The 642-nt window shown below is 50.3% G+C and carries 1 protein-coding gene; it reads left to right on the forward strand.

From position 1 onward, the window contains the following. Position 1 precedes the first annotated feature (1 nt). The coding region (locus ACTHUR_RS15195; protein WP_440399459.1) for a CNNM domain-containing protein at positions 2 to 642 on the forward strand (641 nt) is incomplete at its 3' end.

The following is a 642-nucleotide window of genomic DNA, read 5'->3' on the forward strand; positions in this document are numbered from 1 at the left end:
GCTGATTGTCATTAGCGCGTTTGTGTCCTGTTCCGAACTCGCGCTTGCCTCGGCACGTAAAATCAAATTGCAGGTCATGGCGAAAGACGGCGGCGATACGCGCGCGCTTGACGTAATCAATATGCAGCAGCAGCCAGGCAGTTTTATTACTGTCGTCCAAATCGGATTGAACGCCGTCGCCATTCTTGCCGGTATCGTCGGCGAGGCGGCAATACGGCCATATTTTGGCAAACTGTTGGAGAACGCAGGCAGTTGGGGCAGCACAGCTGCCTCTTTGCTGACCTTCTCGCTGGTTACAGGTAGCTTTATTTTAATTGCCGACCTGATGCCCAAGCGTATGGCAATGACCCATCCCGAAGCGGTGGCGGTACGCATCGTCCGTCCGATGATGTTTTTGATTTTTATCTTAAAGCCCCTTGTCTGGATTTTTGACGGGTTGGCAAACGCAATATTCAAACTCTTCAAAATCTCAACCGTCCGTCAGGAGCAGCTGACTTCGGAAGATATTTATGCCGTTGTTGATGCAGGCGCGCAGGCTGGTGTATTGAAAGAACAAGAACACTATCTGATTGAAAACATTTTCGATATGCAGGAGCGCACGGTGACTTCCACCATGAGCACGCGCGAATATATCGCCTATTT

The organism is Neisseria sp. P0021.S007 (assembly GCF_051956855.1).